Origin of the sequence: Pelistega ratti, from assembly GCF_009833965.1 — a bacterium.
In the GTDB taxonomy this organism is placed as follows: Bacteria; Pseudomonadota; Gammaproteobacteria; order Burkholderiales; family Burkholderiaceae_B; genus Taylorella; species Taylorella ratti.
Map to the genome: position 1 here is coordinate 113,363 of NZ_CP047165.1, position 18,022 is coordinate 131,384.

The following is an 18,022-nucleotide window of genomic DNA, read 5'->3' on the forward strand; positions in this document are numbered from 1 at the left end:
TAGCTAGATAATACCGTTGTATAGTATAGGTAAACTGAAAAAAGTACCCCTAAAAGAGGTACTTTTTTATTATCATTGTGGGTCAGGAAAGGTTGAATTACTATCTGAGTTGATAGGGGCTGGAAATGATGTGCTACCTGATGAGATAGGATCAGGAAACTGTGGGGTAGATGTATCTTGAATAGGTGCTGGAAATTCACTTAATGTAGAGATATTCTCATTTAGAGGTAGTGTTTCTGCTGATAGTACAGTAGATTCTTCTGGTGATGTAGCGGCTGGAGGAGCCATAGGCACAGGTGGTAATGCGTTACGCAATAAGGGTTGCTCTTGTAGTAGTTTACCTGGCTCTTCTTCTAATTCTTCCTCATCACTATTAAGAGAGGTTGTCTCAGAAGTTTCTACGGCAGAAGGTGTTTCAGTGTTAATAGAAGATTCTTGTGTTGATTCCTCTTCTGTTTGTGTTGTTTCTGTGGCGGTATTAGTAGTATCTGTTGGTGAGTTAGGTGACGTAATCGTACCACTTACTGTTGATTGGGTAGCTGACTCATTGACGGATGAGGTATTATATTCATCAGGGAGTGTAGGTTCTTTGGTGAAAACACGATAAAATGCATTGATAATAAAGAGAATAATACCAATAGAAATAATAAGTAAAACAAGATTCACGGCTTTTTTTGCCATAGTCAATATTCCTTTGAATAAAATCATTATAGGTATTATTGTAAAGTTATCTGTAGGAAAATACATAAGATGTGTGAGCCTGATACCACAAAAGGTAAGAAATAATTTATTTTTTATCTATAAACATATGCTAACTCGTGAATATTATTAGGAAAACTGCTAAAATTTAAGGTATGTTTAATATGAGAGACCATAATATATGAGTTATTTGACAACACGAATGACGCCTGACTTACATTGATTTTATGGTCGCTCGTGCATTGTTTCTACTCCAATGGTCTTTACTGGTAACGCGGCTGCCTAGGGGTGTGTCGCGTTTTTTATTTTTAAGGTTTATTTATCCATGATTCAAATTACTTTACCCGATGGTTCAAAACGAGCGTTTGAACACGCACTTACTGTTGCTGATGTTGCTCATTCTATCGCCCCTAGCTTGGGCAAAGCTGCTTTGGCAGGCAAGATTGGTACGACGGGTGAAACAAAATTAGTGGATACAAGTTATTTAATCGATAAAGATGTCGATTTAGCCATCGTAACAGCTAAAGATCCAGAGGGATTAGATTTAATTCGTCACTCAACAGCTCACTTATTAGCTTATGCCGTTAAAACCTTATTCCCTGATGCACAAGTAACGATTGGGCCAGTGATTGAAAACGGCTTTTACTATGACTTTTCTTATAAACGCCCATTTACACCAGAAGATTTAGAAAAAATTGAGAAAAAAATGGCTGAATTGGCGAAAAAAGATGAAGTCGTTGTACGTGAAGAGTGGTTGCGTGATGATGCGGTGAAGTTCTTTAAAGATCAAGGCGAACACTATAAAGCAGAGATTATCGCATCTATCCCTTCAAATGAGACAATTAGTCTATACCGTGAAGGTGATTTTATTGACCTCTGTCGAGGGCCTCATGTACCCTCTACTGGCAAACTTAAAGTATTTAAACTGATGAAGGTTGCTGGTGCTTATTGGCGTGGTGATTCCAAGAATGAAATGCTTCAACGCATTTATGGTACAGCGTGGGCAACCAAAGAAGAACAACAAGCGTATCTCACTATGCTAGAAGAAGCAGAGCGTCGTGATCACCGTAAACTAGGTCGTGATTTGGATTTGTTCCATTTCCAAGACGAAGCCCCTGGCCTTATTTTCTGGCATCCTAAAGGTTGGCGAATTTGGCAACAAGTCGAGCAATTTATGCGTAAAGTGTACATTGATAATGGCTACCAAGAAGTCAAAGCGCCTCAGATTTTAGATTTAAGTTTGTGGAAAAAAACAGGTCACTGGGATAATTACAAAGAAAATATGTTTACCACAGAATCAGAAAGCAGGGAATATGGTTTAAAACCAATGAACTGTCCTGGTCATGTGCAGATTTATAATGCAGGATTACATTCTTACCGTGAATTACCGATTCGTTATGGTGAGTTTGGTCAATGCCATCGTAATGAACCATCTGGATCGCTACATGGTATGATGCGTGTCCGCGGTTTTACACAAGATGATGGTCATATTTTCTGTACAGAAGATCAGTTACTCAAAGAATGTGCTGATTTTACAGCGTTATTGCAAAAAGTCTATAAAGAATTTGGTTTTACCGAAGTATTATATAAAGTAGCTACTCGACCAGAGAAACGTATTGGTTCTGATGAAATTTGGGATAAAGCGGAAGAAGCATTGATGGAAAGTTTACGTCAATCGGGCTGTGAATATGAAATCTCTGTTGGAGAGGGAGCGTTCTACGGGCCTAAGATTGAATACACACTGAAAGATGCTATTGGTCGTCATTGGCAATGCGGTACAATTCAGGTGGACTTCTCAATGCCAGCACGTTTAGGGGCAGAGTATGTTGATGCGGATGATCAGCGTAAAACCCCTGTTATGTTACACCGTGCTATTTTAGGTTCTCTTGAACGCTTTATTGGTATGCTGATTGAAAACTATGCAGGTGCTATGCCGCCATGGTTATCACCCGATCAAGCGGTGATTTGCCCCATTTCGGAGCAATTTAATGAGTATGCACAACGTATTTGTGAACAATTAAGAGCCAAAGGCTTTAGAGTAAATGCGGATTTACGAAATGAGAAAATTACACGTAAAATTCGTGAAAACAGTATGCAAAAAGTACCCTATATTCTTGTCGTGGGTGAAAAAGAGCGTGATACCCATTCAGTGGCTGTCCGTGCCCGCGGTAATATTGACTTAGGTGTACTAACAGTTGAAGATTTTATCGCACGCTTGGACAATGATGTTCAACAACGTATTGATGTACAAGCGTAATCTTTATTATTATTTTTAGGAGTTATTACCATCGCAACCGAAAAAACACACCACATTAATGGTGAAATTCGTAGTCCAGAAGTTCGCTTAATTGGTCTTGATGGCGAACAGTTAGGTGTTGTATCAATTAAAGAAGCCTTGAGCAAGGCAGAAGAGGCAGAAACTGATTTAGTTGAGATTGCCCCTAATGCCTCGCCTCCAGTATGTCGTTTAATGGATTACGGTAAATTCCGTTATCAAGAGCAAAAACGCTTACAAGAGGCGAAAGCAAAACAAAAAGTTGTTCAAGTGAAGGAAATTAAATTCCGTCCTGGTACGGATGAGGGTGATTATCAAGTCAAATTACGTAGCTTGAAACGTTTTATTGAAGATGGTGACAAAGCCAAAGTCACATTGCGTTTCCGCGGTCGTGAAATGGCACACCAAGAGCTTGGTATGAAAGTGTTGGAGCGAGTGCGAGAAGACCTAGGTGATTTAGTTTCTGTTGAAGCTATGCCTAAGTTGGAAGGCCGTCAAATGGTGATGGTTGTTGCACCGAAAAAGAAATAAATTTGTCTTTTCTCTGTGTTATTCTATCAAGTAGAAACAATGGGTAGTATAAGACTACCCTATTGTTGTTTGTCCTTTTCTAATAAGGAGAGTTATTATTAACGTCCTGTTTATTATTGATCCTATTGCTTCATTAAAAGCCTATAAGGATAGCTCTGTGGCAATGATGTATGCCCTTCAAGCAAGAGGACATCAGCTTTTTATTACTGAACCACAACATTTATATATCCGTAATCAGGTATTTGCTACGGTACAAGCGATTCAAGTACGTGATGGAGCAGACTTAACACAGCATGACTGGTGGCAATATAGTGGGGAATCAATAGAGCGTAACTTAGCCGATTTTGATGCGGTACTTATGCGTAAAGATCCGCCCTTTGATATGGAGTATGCTTATACTTGTCATCTATTAGCCTATGCTGAGAAATTTGGTGCAAAAGTCTTTAATAAAGGGGATGCTATCCTAACGCATTCTGAAAAACTGACAATTACCGAGTTTGCTCAATTTACTTCGCCTACTTTGGTTACCCGTGATATGAAACGTATCCGTGCATTCCATCAGGAGCATCAGGATGTTGTTGTGAAACCATTAGATGGTATGGGTGGTTCGGGTATTTTTCGTCTTCAGCCGAAAGAACCCAATTTAGGCTCTATCTTGGAGCTGTTATCACGCAATGGGCAACAGACAATTATGGCACAACGCTATATTCCTGATATTGTCAAAGGGGATAAGCGAATTTTAGTCATTAATGGTCAGCCTATTCCCTATTGTTTAGCTCGTATTCCATTAGCCGGTGAAACACGCGGTAATTTGGCAGCAGGTGGACGCGGAGTGGCGCAGCCTTTAAGTGAAAGAGACTGGGAAATTGCCAACACTTTAGCACCACAATTGAGAGAGCGAGGACTCTTTCTGGTGGGTTTAGATGTGATTGGTGATTATTTAACAGAGGTTAATGTAACAAGCCCTACGTGTTTTGTAGAAATTACTGAACAGACTGATTTTCATGTAGCCAACTTTTTTGTTGAGCAACTTGAAAAAGTACTTGGTGTTTAAGATGAACACATTAATTATTGTTATTGCACATACACCATTAGCATCCGCCTTAAAAGAGGTAGCAATGCATGTTTTTGAGGCAGCAAAAGAAATAATGGTGTATGACATTAAACCTGATGATGCTCCAGAAGAAATTCAGACAAACATTATGCAGGATATACAACAATATGAAGCAGTAGATCAGGTGCTAGTACTGGGAGATTTAGTGGGATCGACACCTGCCAATATTGGTGTCAAAGTCGCTCAATTATTAAATCAACAAGGTATTAATAGTGAGTTTTTTAGCGGTACTAATGTCTGTATGTTGCTTAATGCCGTCTGTTATAGAAGCTTGCCTTTGGATGCGTTAGAAGCCAAAATTCTTGAGGGTGGGCAAAAAGGAATGAAATCGATTGATTGTACTTGTCAATCATCATAGTATTTAGTAAGTTTTTGAGGTGGCTTTATGCCTTCAGTAGATATTGAAATTAGTAATCGTTTAGGTTTGCACGCACGAGCAGCGTCAAAATTGACGCAGTTAGCGTCTAGCTTTAGCAGTGAAATTTTTATTTCTAAGTCGCAACAGCAACAACGTGTTAATGCAAAAAGTATTATGGGTGTTATGTTGCTCGCAGCAGGGAAAGGAATGACTGTGACAGTGGACGCTGAGGGAGAAGATGCAGAAGAAGCCTTAAAAGCGATTAAAGCATTATTTGATGACCGATTTGGTGAGCCTGATTAATAAAGGGTTTATCAGGTATTATTTTGCGTATAAGTTGTAATAATAAAGGTGGCATATTGTTTAATATGCCATTTTTATTGAGAGGAAAAACCATTTAATAAGGATATTATCGTATGAAAACAGTAGAGCAAGTTTTTGAAGCCGCCCGTCAAGCGAAGTTATGGGCAGGTCATCTTATTCCACAGCATCCTTCTACTCATCATCAACTGGAAAATCGTACCCAGATTGATAATACCTTGATTGGTTATATGGCTGATGGTAATGAGGTGGATATTGATGTTGCTGTTAAAGCAGCAAGGGATTGTTTTGATAAAGGGGAGTGGTCACAATCCTCACCTAGTCATCGCCGGGAAGTTATTTTACGGTGGGCTTCACTTGTTAAACAGCATTCGGAGGAAATTGCTGCGTTAGACTGTATTGATGCAGGTAAACCTATTACAGAATGTTTAACGATTGACATGCCTGCGACATTGGAAACATTTTACTTTTATGCAGAATGTATTGATAAGCATTTTGGTAAAGTAGTTCCTACAGATAGTAATGCTTTAGGATTAATTGTATATGAACCAATTGGTGTGGTTGGTGCGGTATTACCATGGAATTTTCCTGCTCAGATGTTTGCATGGAAAGTATTACCAGCATTAGCAGCAGGTAATTCAGTTATTGTTAAACCAGCTGAACAGACCTCATTAAGTGCTTACCGTTTAGTACAGCTAGCACATGAGGCAGGTATCCCAGAAGGAGCATTAACACTTGTTTGTGGTCTTGGAGAAAAAGTAGGTAAAGCACTTGGTTTACACCATGATGTGGATATGGTGGCATTTACAGGTTCTACAGAAGTAGGACGTTATTTTTTAGAATATTCGGCTAAAAGTAACCTAAAAGAAATTGTATTGGAGTGTGGTGGTAAAAGTCCCCAAATTGTGTTTGAAGATGCGGATATAGATAAGGCTGTTCCTTCTATACTTGCAGCTGCTTTTTGGAATATGAGTGAGAATTGTAGCTGTGGATCTCGTCTGATTGTAGATACTCGTATTAAACCGTTATTACTAGAAAAGCTCAAACAAGGGCTACAACAATGGAAAATAGGAGATCCTCGTTTACCTGAAAATAATTTAGGTCCTTTAGTAGAAAAAGTACATTTTGATAAAGTAATGCACTATATGCTAATGGCAGAAAAAGAAGGGGCTAAGTGTGTGATAGGTGGAAATGCTTTGTCTCATATGGGGAGTGGCTGGTATATTGAACCGACGGTTTTTGATGAGGTTACGGCAGATATGACGCTTTTTAAAGAGGAGGTCTTTGGCCCTATTTTAGCAGTAACAAGTTTTACAACTGAAGAACAAGCAATAGCCTTAGCTAATCAATCAGATTATGGTTTAGCGGCTTATTTTTATACCAGTAATATTCATCGAGCACACCGTGTTGCCCGACAACTCAAAGCAGGTACAGTGGCTGTTAATGGTTTTTCTGAGGGAAGTATTGCAACTCCTTTTGGTGGATATAAGCAATCTGGTTTTGGGGGTAGAGATAAAGGAATAGAAGCACTTGAGCAATATCTTCAAACAAAAACGATTTGGTTTGTTGAATCCTAAAAGAAAAGAGGGTGTAGTATAAAAGTTATAGGTACTGCTTTTATGCTTCTTATCAATTTTACCTATCAGTTAATGTTATACTGAAAACCATTTTTTAAGTTAGTATTTTTTAGTATCAATTTTAGTCAGTATAGGTTAGGTAATGCAGTATAATGCGGTAGAAAATACAGGAATGGTTGCTTTACATGGAAAAGGTGTCGCCAAAGGAATTGCCATAGGTCGTGCACTAGTAATGGGGGCAGCATTATTAGAAGTTAATCATCACCTTGTTTCTGCTGAAGATATTGAATATGAATGTCATCGTTTAGAGCATGCCTTACAAACAGTTGCCGAAGACTTAGACTATATTAAAAATAATCTCCCTGACGATGCACCGATAGAGTTAGCCCCCTTACTAACGGTGCATAGCTTGCTGGTAGCAGATCCTTTATTAGCCAGTGAAACAAAAAATATTATTAGAGTACGTCGTTATAATGCAGAGTGGGCGATTTCGACTCAAGGGCAAATGTTATCAGATCAGTTTGCTCAAATGGAAGATGAGTATTTACGGGAACGTGCCAGTGATGTGAATCAAGTCATCGAACGAGTATTATCCGTTTTATCAGGAGTTAAAAGTTTTGATATTCAGAATTTACCAACACATAATGAGGATGACTTACCGTATGTTGTGGTAGCACACGATATATCCCCTGCGGATATGCTTAAATTAAGAGAAAAGCATTTTGCAGCCTTTATTACAGATGCAGGTGGTCCTACTTCGCACACGGCTATTGTTGCTAGAAGTATGAATGTCCCTGCGGTTGTTGGTATGAAAAATGTACGTTCTATGGTGAACGACCATGAACTCTTAATTGTGGATGGTGAAGCGGGTCTTGTACTGATTAATCCATCTCCTTTAGTGGTTGAACAATACCGTTCTAAACAACGTCAGCAAGAAGCAGAACGTGAGTTTATATTACGCCATAAAGATGAACCAGCCATTACATTAGATGGTATTGCTATTGATATAGAGGCTAATATTGAATCCCCTGAAGAAGCCAAAATGGCTATTGAAATGGGGGCGGCAGGTATTGGCTTATACCGTAGTGAGTTTTTATTTATGAACAGAGATTCGCTACCGAGTGAAGAAGAACAATATGAGGCCTATTCTTCTGTTTTAAAAATAATGGGTGATAAGCCTGTAACCATTCGGACACTTGATATAGGCTCAGATAAAACATTGAATAATGAAGCAACTGTAGCGGTAAACCCTGCGTTAGGATTACGGGCGGTTCGTTATTGTTTAGCTAATCCAGATATGTTTATGACCCAATTAAGGGCAATGTTGCGTGCTTCAGCGCATGGTTACTTACGCATTCTTGTACCTATGATTTCACATTTGCATGAGGTAACAGAGGTTAAGCGTTATTTACTACAAGCTCGCCAAGAGTTAGTTGCAGAGGGTTATTCTATTGGTGAAAAAATTGAGTTAGGAGCAATGGTAGAAATTCCTGCCATTGCTATTGCGATAGAGCCTTTCTTGAAAGAATTAGATTTTGTATCTATTGGAACAAATGATTTGATTCAATATACCTTAGCAGTCGATAGGGTAGATGATGAAGTGGTTAATCTTTATGATGCTGTCCATCCTGCTGTGATTCGTCTTATTCATAATACCATTCAAGCTGGTGATAGGGCTGGGAAGATGGTTTGTGTCTGTGGTGAAATGGCAGGTGATGTTGACTATACAAGATTATTACTTGGTTTAGGTTTAAAGAGTTTTTCGATGCACCCCCAACATATTCCTGATGTTAAACAAATTGTTCGTCATTCGCATACCAATACGTTAAAAACCAAAGTAGCGGCTACTTTAAACTATGGTGAAGCGATTAATTTAAATATGGTTAATGCGGCAGTATAAGGGATTTGGGATAAATAGTAGGGGTATATGTCTTATGCAAAAACGGTTATTGCTTGTAATAGGTAGTGTATTATTCAGTGCTTGTTCATTTATTCTCTATGAGGAGGATGATGTGCATTATATGCAAAGTTGTCAGGGGATAGAATGTACGCATCTGTTGGCACAATTTAAAACACAATGTTTACAGGAGCAAAAGGGAGAGATAATCGAACAAGTGGAAAAAAGCTCCTATGTAGGCTTACAATGTCGCCCACCTAAAAAAGCAGAAGAAAAGAAATAGGGCTATATTTTGCTGGTAAAATGTATTTTATTATTAATGGTTTTCTATGGATGATGAATAATTGCTCTATTGAGTAATGACTAAGTATCAATATTTATTACTATAAAATACTTAATATTTAACATAACAAAAATATAATAGGAATTTGTAGAGAAATAATATAAATCCCTTACTGATACTAAATAGTAAAATGAGTGACTAATTGGTTTATAAATCTATTAATTTCTTGTCATTTATCTTGTATTTAGCAAATTATTTTCTTGCGAATAGGGAATATCAATATAAACTACTTCTTCCAAAAAATGAAAGAAGTAGTTATCTAACTAGTATTCTGTAATTAGTAAAGACCTATAGAGTGAGGCTGTGTTTTATTTTGCTCATAAGATTGAACAACAATATCAATAACTTCTGTAGGATCATCTGTAATAGAGTATAAACCCCTATCTTGAGGAGAAATATACTGATGACTAACAAGACTTTGATTAATAAAATCTAATAAACCTTGCCAAAATGCTTTACCTACAAAAATAACAGGTGCTTTATGGGCTTTACCCGTTTGAATTAAAGTTAATGCTTCAAATAATTCATCTAAAGTCCCAAATCCACCGGGCATAATAATATATGCCCAACTATTCATAAAGAAAGTTGTTTTACGCGAAGTAAAATAGTTAAAATATAAACTATGAGATAGGTAGGGATTATTTTGAGTTTCAAAGGGAAGATTAATATTTAATCCTATACTTGTACCGCCTGCTTCGTGGCAGCCCTTATTAGCTGCTTCCATAATCCCTGGGCCACCACCTGTTATAATACTAAAACCTGCTTCAGCTAATTTTTTACTAATTTCTATTGCTTTAGTGTAATAGAGGCTGTCGGGTTTTGTTCTGGCACTGCCAAAAATACTAACGGCATTGGATACCTCATGTAGTGCGGCTGCCGCTGTAGAAAGCTCTTGTGAAATTTCTTTAATTTGTCCTTGAATAGTAGATGCTCTTAAATCAATCATGAAAAATAAAACCTTATTATTAGTCGATGGTTCCAGTTATTTATATCGCTCATATTATGCGATGCCTAATTTACGTAACCAATCAGGAGAGCCAACAGGGGCAATCTATGGTATGGTTAAGATGATGCGTAAAATTAGTCAAGAGTTTAATCCTGATTATATGGTCTGCATTTTTGATGCACCCGGTAAAACATTTAGAGATGAACTCTACCCTGATTATAAAGCACAGCGACCGCCTATGCCAGATGACTTACGTGTACAAATCGCACCAATCTATGAAACAATTGAAGCATTAGGTTGGACGCTCATTGCACAAGAAGGGGTAGAAGCAGATGACATCATTGCTACTTTAGCAGAAATAGCAAGACAAAATGATGTCAAAACGATTATTTCGACAGGTGATAAGGATATTGCTCAATTAGTCAATGAGCATATTAGTCTTATTAATACCATGACGGATGAACGTTTAGACCGAGAGGGAGTAAAACATAAATTTGGTGTATATCCTGAACAAATCATTGATTTTCTAATGCTTGTTGGAGATAAAGTAGATAATGTTCCCGGTGTTGAAAAGGTTGGTGAAAAAACAGCGGCTAAATGGCTTGAACAATATGGTAGTGTGGATAATCTTATTCAGCAAGCCGATAAATTAACAGGAAAAATTGGTGAAAATTTCCGCCAAGCTATCCCTCAGTTTGCATTAACTCGCCAGTTGATCACGATTAAAAAAGATTGTGAGCTACCTGAAACATATCGCCAATTTGATCAATTAGTACCCAAAGCAGAAAATCAAGAAAAATTAATAGAACTCTTTAATCGTTTTGGATTTAAAACATTACTAAGAGAAGTATCAGGGGATAAAGATGCCATACCAACTGAATATGCTCGTCAAGGCTCCTTACCTGAAATTCCTAAAGAAATACACTATAGCATGGTAACAACACCAGAAGCACTAATGACGTGTTTAACAAAAATACAAGAGGCAGATAGTGTTGCATTTGATACAGAAACCAATAGCCTAGAGCCGATGAAAGCACGGTTAGTAGGACTTTCTTTATCTATTGCTGTGGGACAGGCTTGGTATATTCCATTGGCACATAATAGTGCAGGTTTACTTGATGAACAATTGGATAAAACACAAACATTAGACTTACTTAAACCGTGGTTAGAGAGTGATAAACCCCAAAAAATACTACAAAATGCAAAATTTGATGCGCATGTATTAGCAAATGAGGGGATTAGTTTAGGAGGTGTTAAGCATGATACGATGTTAATGGCATATGTACTTGCCTCTAATAAGAAAGTATCCTTAGAGGAATTAGCTTCTCGTTACTTAGGTCGTAAAGGGTTAAGTTTTGAGGAAATTTGTGGTAAAGGTGCAAGTGCTATTACCTTTGATCAAGTGCCTTTGGATAAAGCGACACAGTATGCGTGTGAAGATGCTGATTTTACGTTTCAATTAGCGCAGGTCTTATTGCCTAAAATTGAGGCTTATGAGGGATTTAAGACTATTTATGCGCTTGAGATGCAGGTCTGGTCAGTGTTATACCAGATGGAAAGAGTGGGTGTTAAGCTAGATGAGCAGGAGCTTAAACAACAATCAGATGACTTAGGTAAAGCCATGATGGCACTAGAAGAAAAGATTTATACACTGGCAGAACAACCATTTAATATTAATTCGCCTAAACAACTAGGTGAGGTATTATATGAACGACTAAAACTACCGATTTTAAGTAAAACAAATTCTGGTGCCCCCTCAACCGATGAAGATACCTTAACAAAATTGGCAGCAGATTACCCACTACCTGCTTTAATTTTGGCGTATCGTAGCTTAGCAAAGGTGAAATCTACTTATACGGATAAATTACCTCGTATGATATTTTCAGGTACGGGAAGAGTACATACAAACTATGCACAGGCAGCTGTTGTAACGGGACGATTATCGTCTTCAGACCCTAATTTACAAAATATTCCTGTGCGGACGGAAGAGGGACGGCGAGTGCGTAAAGCCTTTATTGCACAAGAGGGTTTCCATATTATGTCAGCCGATTATTCACAAATTGAATTACGCGTAATGGCACATATTTCAGGTGATGCTAATCTGCAAAAAGCTTTTGCTGAGGGGAAAGATATTCATCGAGCAACAGCGGCAGAAGTATTTGGTGTTAATTTAGAGGAAGTAAGTGCAGAACAGCGCAGGGCAGCAAAAGCCATTAATTTTGGATTAATTTATGGTATGGGAGCTTTTGGATTAGCGAGTAATCTAGGTATTAGTCGTGAGGCGGCACAAAACTATATTAATCGTTATTTTTCTCGCTATCCTAGTGTTGCTGAATATATGGAAAGCACACGAAGTAAAGCGCATGATCAAGGATATGTTGAAACAGTTTTTGGTCGCCGTTTGTGGTTACCTGAAATTCAAGGAGCTAAAGGTCCTCGTAAAGCGGCGGCAGAACGAGCGGCAATTAATGCTCCTATGCAGGGAACAGCAGCTGACTTAATTAAGAAAGCGATGGTGGCGGTTCAGCATTGGTTAAGGGAACAAAAACTGGCTTCCCGTATGATTATGCAAGTACACGATGAACTGGTACTTGAGGTGAAAAATGAAGAAGCTGATCGAGTAAGAGAATATTTACCTCGTCTAATGAGTGAAGTGGCTCAACTTGCTGTGCCATTAGAGGCAGAAGTAGGAGAGGGGGATAACTGGGAGCAAGCCCATTAAGTGATTTGTTTTATGGAATATTTAGAAATTTATTTTGCAAATAGTGTAAACAACGCTTGAGTTTCTAATATTGATATTCCGTGAGTTGGTTGTTTTCAATCCGTTGTGTTTCTTTCTCAATAAGGTTATGTGCCGGGTCAAAAGCAAAGCGTTCTTGCCCTGCAAGCTGTATTTGACCCAACTTGTCATAACGATAAGGCGTTTTGCCGAATCAATCAGCAATAAACTATCACTATTACGGCAGTGGTCATTTATCCGCGATAAAGTACAACGACCAACTTATCACCGAATTTAGCTGAGACAAACTCCACAGAGAAATCAGCCGAACGCAGGGGAATTTAACCAGTCTGTTTAACCGTGACCCGGTGGGCAGATTAACACAGCAGTTGGCAACGCTTGAAAGTGTCTCCAAAAGTGCTGCAACAAGCGGTGAAATTATCCGAAGAAATTACCAATACGACCAGGTAGGCAACCTGACTGAAAGCGAAGATTTACGCACAGGCAACAGGGTTTTAAGCCGATTGCCGTTTTTATCATACTGTGATAGCCTATCACTTGGCTATTAGCAAAGCCTGAGTCGTTCATTTGCCATTGACGTTGTTCGGTTAATCTACCGACCTTATCATAATTAAACGAAAGCGTATTTTGACTATCTGTCAGTTGGGTGAGGCGGTTTAATCCATCATATCGGTAATGGGTTTGGCTCATTTCACTGCTTGTTTTCACCCTTTAGCTCACTCAACGCCCAAAAGCCATTTTTCTTAAATCATTGATATCTATAATTTTCGGTTCGGCTAATTGTGCCAAAATATCCATTTGAATAAATAAATCGACTTTTTTCACATTTTTAAATATCTTTTCACCACCTATAAATAAAGGCGGTACAAAGGTAAACATTTCATTTTCTTTTAAAGGACCATAAGCTTGAACGCACTCTTTAAACAAGTCAGCTGAAAGATGCTCGACTTTCGCTCCTGTAAACACGCTTTCTGCAGCTTTATTTGCATAGCCTGCCTCCAACAATGGATTAATATTTTCTTGAAACACCCATCCATTTAACGGATCAATTTCATATTTATCCCCATATTCTGGTTGCCAAACAACTAGCTCCCCCCAACCAGAGCGAGCTAACACATAACAATTCTCCGCCTGCTCTTCGGGAAGCCAGGTTTTTAATATATCCTGATACTCCTCAGGATTCACCGCCCAATACAACCCATCCATCACACTAAAAAAGCCATATTTTTTCCAATAACCGATAAACCATTCAGGCAAAATACCTGTGTATTTTTCAATTAATTCGGTATCTACAGGTTCACTATAGGTAATTTCTCCAAATTTCTTAAAAAAATAATCAATTTCATCCACAGTACGATAATCCATTTTTTTACCCCTATTATTTACAACGGTTTAATTCCACATTCATTTTGGCATGCTCACCATATTTAGCCATCATTTCTTTAGCATAATCATCCATTTCATCCAAACGCCCGTTTTTTCGCCATTGGCTACCAATAGAACGATTGATACTAGCATCGCCCAAACCCTGACCTTATCCTTTCCTCCCGCAATCATATCAGGGCTATGAAGTGCATCTAACTGCTGCATAATCTTTTTACTTTCATTTTTAGCTTGAATCTCTGCTTCATTTAAGGATAAACCACTCTTTGGTTTCTAACATCTTAGTGATATGATAAAACCTCGCTCAGCAAATAGTTGAACGAGGTTTTGCTATATAAAAGAGTAGAAATATACCTTATTTGCTACCTTTTTAAGGATTAGAAACGGTAAATTGCATTGATACTAAAGGTGTTCTTTTTAAATTTATCACTCTTAAATTTAACATTAGAACGGGCATACTCTGCACCTAATTCAATATTTTTGGTGGCTGCGTATTTGAAACCAATACCGTAAAGTAACCCTTTTCCTTTGCCAGAGGCATATTCTGAATCGTAAGTAGTGCTTTGTGCATCAACTTCTTTAAAATTATCTTCTGATTTAAGTTTAGCAGAACTATACCCCACTTTAACATAGGGAAGGAAATTATCTGTTACACGATAGCCTTGTAAATAGCTTAGTGTAAAGCGAATTTTTTCTTGCACTTTGTGATGACCTGATACAAAAGAGTATTCATCTTCTATGTGATGATAACGATCATTTAGAATTTTTTCTTTATTGAGTTTGACTTTGGCTTCAATAATCCCTACAAAATTACTACCGCCAAAATCAAAACCATAGTCAGCGACTAAACCTAAACCTGTTGTTCGTTTAAAGCTGATACTTTCAAATGTGCTGTATTTAGATGAACTAATATCAACCCCAAGACCAAAACCTGTAAAGGTATCTGCAGCATAAGTAGGACTAGATATAAGACCCACTAAATATAAGACCCACTAAAGTAAGTGCTAAAAGATGTTTTTTCATCATTATTTCTCTCTAAAACTAACCAAAAGTAAATATTCATTAATTATATTATAAATCTTACAAAATAGTAATAATTTGGTTGTAAGTATATAAAAGCCAGTGATATACACTGGCTTAATACTTTCCTGATTTTCTGAATAATTATCTTGAGAAAAATAGATAAAAATAATTATTAGATTAATGAAGTGAGAGATTTTGTAATGCTTGAATACGTTTTTCCATTGGAGGGTGAGTTGAGAAGATTTCTGCAAAACTCATCTTATCACTAATTCCCATGGCTTGCATTCCTTTGCTAAGTTCACCGGGTTCAAGATTACCAAGACGGGCTAATGCATTAATCATTGGTTTTGTTGATCCCAGTAATTTGGCAGAACCTGCATCGGCACGGAATTCACGCTGACGAGAGAACCAAGCGACAATAATAGAGGCTAAGAAACCAAAAACGATTTCACAGACCATACTGGTCATATAATAAGCAGCACCTACACTATTTTGTTCACTATTACCATTACGAGAGATGGCTAGGGCAACAATACGCGCAAAGAAGACGACAAAGGTATTGACAACACCTTGAATCAGGGTGAGTGTTACCATATCGCCATTAACAACGTGAGCGACTTCATGTCCTAATACAGCGATTACCTCTTCCTCATTCATGCTTTGTAAGAGACCTGTTGAGACAGCAACTAGGGCATCATTTTTGAAAGCACCTGTTGCAAATGCGTTGGGAGCGCCTTCATAAATACCCACTTCAGGGCGACCAATACCAGCACGATCCGCTAGCTGATGAACGGTATCGACTAACCATGCTTCGGTGCTATTGGCTGGTGCACTAGGGTCAATAATCTTAACACCCATACTCATTTTTGCCATTTTTTTACTCATTAAGAGTGAAATAATAGAACCAGTAAAGCCGACAACAGCCGCAAAACCTAATAAGCTAACGTAGTCTATACCTTGTTCAGTGAGGTAGCGGTTAAGACCAAGAACAGATAGGGTAATGTTTAATACAAACAATACAGCAAGGTTCGTTAGTATAAACAGGAAAACACGTTTCATTCAAATATCCTATATGAGAAAGTGGTTATAAAAATGCTATTTTCGCAGAAATTTTATATGGGGGTGAAATTTGTAATAACTAGGAATAAATTTTCCTGAAATAAGCAGATAGTGGTATCAAAAAATGAGTGCTTTATTATATGACAGATTATGCGAAAAAAGGGATTACTATGATAGCAATCCCTTGGTGTGATAAGTGAGTAATATGTCACTATAATGATAAGCCTCTATAAATGGTATCTTTAGATTAGGATACCATTTATTTCTTTATAAAGAATTAGGCATTTTGTGCAATTTGTCCAAATTTACCACTTTTAATATCTTGGAATGCTTGGACGATTTCCTCTTCGGTATTCATCACAAAAGGGCCATAACCTACAACAGGTTCATTGAGTGGTTCACCTGTTAGAATTAAAAGGCTAACATCATTATTGGCTTCAATTTGTACATCTTCACCACCTTTTTCAAATGTTACTAACTCATTTTGGCGCGCAACACTGTCATCATTGATGAGAATAGTTCCTTCGCGTACCAAAATAATCAAGTTGTGACTACTAGGAACAGCAAAAGTATGTTTTTTGCCAGCTTTTAACTGTACGTCCCACATATTAACAGGACTAAAGGTACTTGCAGGGCCTTGTGTTCCCTCTAATGCTCCTGCGATAATCCGTACTTGACCCGCTTCATCAGCAAGTTGAACGGTAGGAATTTCTTTAGCGGTAATGGCTTGATATTTAGGTGCAGTCATTTTATCTTTGGCAGGTAAATTTACCCATAACTGAACCATTTCAAATATACCACCCTCAGCAGAGAATTTCTCAGAATGATATTCTTGGTGCATAAGACCAGAGCCTGCAGTCATCCACTGCACATCACCTGTTCCAATAGTACCACCGCCACCGTAAGAATCTTTGTGAGAGACTTCGCCTTGATAAGCAATAGTAACCGTTTCAAAACCACGATGAGGGTGTTCACCTACGCCACGAAAATCGCTTGTACGTCCACCATCAAAATAACGGGGAGAGTTATAATCCATGAGTAAAAATGGATCAAGATTTCTAGATGTGTCGTTGTAGTTAAACATACCATGTACATGGAAACCATTTCCTACCCAGTGTTTTGCTGGAGCTGTAGCGATATTCATTACTTTTTTCATGGATTAACTCCTAAAATTAATTGAATTAGATGTATTATATTACTAAACAATAAGAAGAGAAATAGACTAAATATTGATTAATCGTTTCTTATTAGGAAACAATTAAACTTAAATATTCCACTTAATGATGCAGGCAAAATCATACAATAAAAAATTGACAAAGAGGGGGTGAGATACGCTATGATACGGATTATTTTATGATGTAATAAGGTTTGACGTGTATTACATATTTGTTCATAACCCTCTTTAAATAAAGATATTTTTTCTAAAGTGTAGTTTGGGTGTGTTTTGATGGATGTGTATATATGGAAGGTAAATGATGTGGTTACTCATTTTATTATTAACGATTATTTTATGGTTTTTTGTTGATAATATTGTTATTGCGGGTATCTTGGCGATGTTTAGTGTCTATCTCTATGATAAAAGTCGTATGTTATACCAGATTAAACAATATGAAAAAGAACAGCTTCGTTCACATAATGGGGCTGAGGATACACAAGGACAGCACCCCTCGTCAGAAGTTAATCCATCTGTTCAGTCTCATCAGTTGGATAGGGATTAATAAATAGGTTAAAGTAATTTTATTATTTCTTCTATAGC

18 protein-coding genes are annotated in these 18,022 nt (G+C 37.7%); 10 read left to right on the forward strand and 8 right to left on the reverse strand.

The genetic code is table 11. From position 1 onward, the window contains the following. Positions 1 to 72: 72 nt before the first annotated feature. The gene (locus F9B76_RS00385) at positions 73 to 681 is read right to left on the reverse strand and encodes a hypothetical protein (RefSeq protein ID WP_159990303.1); all 609 of its coding nucleotides are present in this window, start codon (positions 679 to 681) and stop codon (positions 73 to 75) included. A 343-nt stretch (positions 682 to 1,024) separates the two neighbouring features. Between F9B76_RS00385 and thrS the strand changes: the two genes are divergently transcribed. From thrS to F9B76_RS00425, 8 genes are all read left to right on the forward strand, one after another. Next, positions 1,025 to 2,956: a threonine--tRNA ligase gene (gene thrS / locus F9B76_RS00390; protein WP_159990304.1), complete on the forward strand. Its 1,932-nt coding sequence runs from the start codon at positions 1,025 to 1,027 to the stop codon at positions 2,954 to 2,956. A 30-nt stretch (positions 2,957 to 2,986) separates the two neighbouring features. Continuing rightward, entirely contained in the window at positions 2,987 to 3,505 is a 519-nt protein-coding gene (gene infC, locus F9B76_RS00395; RefSeq protein ID WP_159992021.1) for a translation initiation factor IF-3, read from the forward strand. A gap of 97 nt (positions 3,506 to 3,602) precedes the next feature. Beyond that, positions 3,603 to 4,559: a glutathione synthase gene (gene gshB, locus F9B76_RS00400; RefSeq protein WP_159992022.1), complete on the forward strand. Its 957-nt coding sequence runs from the start codon at positions 3,603 to 3,605 to the stop codon at positions 4,557 to 4,559. 1 nt (position 4,560) lies between these two features. Next, complete coding sequence (locus F9B76_RS00405; RefSeq protein ID WP_159990305.1) at positions 4,561 to 4,977, forward strand: PTS sugar transporter subunit IIA; 417 nt, start codon at positions 4,561 to 4,563, stop codon at positions 4,975 to 4,977. A gap of 27 nt (positions 4,978 to 5,004) precedes the next feature. Beyond that, complete coding sequence (locus tag F9B76_RS00410; RefSeq protein WP_159990306.1) at positions 5,005 to 5,280, forward strand: HPr family phosphocarrier protein; 276 nt, start codon at positions 5,005 to 5,007, stop codon at positions 5,278 to 5,280. 113 nt (positions 5,281 to 5,393) lie between these two features. Beyond that, positions 5,394 to 6,875 carry an aldehyde dehydrogenase gene (locus F9B76_RS00415; RefSeq protein WP_159990307.1) on the forward strand — a complete coding sequence of 494 codons (1,482 nt, stop codon included), beginning with the start codon at positions 5,394 to 5,396 and terminating at the stop codon, positions 6,873 to 6,875. A gap of 142 nt (positions 6,876 to 7,017) precedes the next feature. After that, positions 7,018 to 8,775, forward strand: a complete 1,758-nt coding sequence (ptsP, locus tag F9B76_RS00420; RefSeq protein WP_243140650.1) for a phosphoenolpyruvate--protein phosphotransferase — start codon at positions 7,018 to 7,020, stop codon at positions 8,773 to 8,775. Between the two features lie 34 nt (positions 8,776 to 8,809). Next, entirely contained in the window at positions 8,810 to 9,055 is a 246-nt protein-coding gene (locus F9B76_RS00425; protein WP_159990308.1) for a hypothetical protein, read from the forward strand. Positions 9,056 to 9,392: 337 nt separating this feature from the next. Here the strand turns inward: F9B76_RS00425 and F9B76_RS00430 are convergent, their stop codons facing one another. Next, the gene (locus F9B76_RS00430) at positions 9,393 to 10,061 is read right to left on the reverse strand and encodes an LOG family protein (RefSeq protein WP_159990309.1); all 669 of its coding nucleotides are present in this window, start codon (positions 10,059 to 10,061) and stop codon (positions 9,393 to 9,395) included. On the opposite strand from F9B76_RS00430, the gene polA reads away from it, so the two are divergent. Beyond that, positions 10,060 to 12,783 carry a DNA polymerase I gene (polA, locus tag F9B76_RS00435; RefSeq protein WP_159990310.1) on the forward strand — a complete coding sequence of 908 codons (2,724 nt, stop codon included), beginning with the start codon at positions 10,060 to 10,062 and terminating at the stop codon, positions 12,781 to 12,783. The genes F9B76_RS00430 and polA overlap by 2 nt on opposite strands. Before the next feature lie 435 nt (positions 12,784 to 13,218). Here polA and F9B76_RS00440 read toward each other — a convergent pair whose 3' ends face one another. The 6 genes from F9B76_RS00440 to F9B76_RS00465 all read right to left on the reverse strand — a co-directional run bounded on the left by F9B76_RS00440 (position 13,219) and on the right by F9B76_RS00465 (position 17,422). Next, entirely contained in the window at positions 13,219 to 13,491 is a 273-nt protein-coding gene (locus tag F9B76_RS00440) for an RHS repeat domain-containing protein (protein WP_159990311.1), read from the reverse strand. A gap of 30 nt (positions 13,492 to 13,521) precedes the next feature. Beyond that, on the reverse strand, positions 13,522 to 14,166 hold the full coding sequence (locus tag F9B76_RS00445; RefSeq protein WP_159990312.1) for a GAD-like domain-containing protein: 645 nt from the start codon (positions 14,164 to 14,166) through the stop codon (positions 13,522 to 13,524). 13 nt (positions 14,167 to 14,179) lie between these two features. After that, entirely contained in the window at positions 14,180 to 14,326 is a 147-nt protein-coding gene (locus F9B76_RS10210) for a polymorphic toxin type 15 domain-containing protein (RefSeq protein WP_159990313.1), read from the reverse strand. Positions 14,327 to 14,561: 235 nt separating this feature from the next. Further along, positions 14,562 to 15,161 carry a porin family protein gene (locus F9B76_RS00455; protein WP_159990314.1) on the reverse strand — a complete coding sequence of 200 codons (600 nt, stop codon included), beginning with the start codon at positions 15,159 to 15,161 and terminating at the stop codon, positions 14,562 to 14,564. 223 nt (positions 15,162 to 15,384) lie between these two features. Continuing rightward, positions 15,385 to 16,266, reverse strand: coding sequence for a protease HtpX (gene htpX / locus F9B76_RS00460; protein ID WP_159990315.1), 882 nt, complete (start codon positions 16,264 to 16,266; stop codon positions 15,385 to 15,387). Between the two features lie 277 nt (positions 16,267 to 16,543). Further along, on the reverse strand, positions 16,544 to 17,422 hold the full coding sequence (locus F9B76_RS00465; protein ID WP_159990316.1) for a pirin family protein: 879 nt from the start codon (positions 17,420 to 17,422) through the stop codon (positions 16,544 to 16,546). Between the two features lie 316 nt (positions 17,423 to 17,738). Between F9B76_RS00465 and F9B76_RS00470 the strand changes: the two genes are divergently transcribed. Then, positions 17,739 to 17,984, forward strand: a complete 246-nt coding sequence (locus F9B76_RS00470) for a hypothetical protein (protein ID WP_159990317.1) — start codon at positions 17,739 to 17,741, stop codon at positions 17,982 to 17,984. Positions 17,985 to 18,022 lie beyond the last annotated feature (38 nt).